The organism is Thalassobacterium maritimum (assembly GCF_031127805.1).
Lineage (GTDB): Bacteria > Verrucomicrobiota > Verrucomicrobiia > Opitutales > Coraliomargaritaceae > Thalassobacterium > Thalassobacterium maritimum.
The window spans coordinates 1-316 of the sequence record NZ_JARXHW010000311.1 but is presented as its reverse complement, the minus strand read 5'-3'; the positions used below and the strand labels follow the sequence as shown (position 1 = coordinate 316).

At 46.5% G+C, this 316-nt stretch carries 1 protein-coding gene; it reads left to right on the top strand.

Annotation, left to right across the window (positions count from 1 at the left end):
* Positions 1-285 (top strand): hypothetical protein (locus QEH52_RS20980; RefSeq protein ID WP_308952804.1); only part of this gene is annotated, 285 nt, incomplete at its 5' end.
* Positions 286-316: the final 31 nt, after the last annotated feature.

The window sequence follows — 316 nt, the reverse complement described above, 5'->3', positions numbered from 1 at the left end:
GGAATGTCAAAAAAGAAACAGATGAGCCAATCAGAGATGAAAACTTTCATGGAGCGTTTAAGAACGCGCCCGGAACTCTACGAGCAGTTCAGCCGTATCTTGGATTTATCCGATCCCCAGTCAGGTGGGAAAGGCTTGGACTTGAATCTATTGGAAAGCTTTCTGAAGCCTGAAATACGTGAGACTGGCCGTGTTGCTGTCTCTGAGTTTGCAATACAAACGGAGGCTAGGTGTGGCGATGCCGCCAAAGAAGCGCAGATGCAGCAACGCGAAAAAAAACTTTAAAATTTTACACGCTTTACGGAGTCGTCGAACT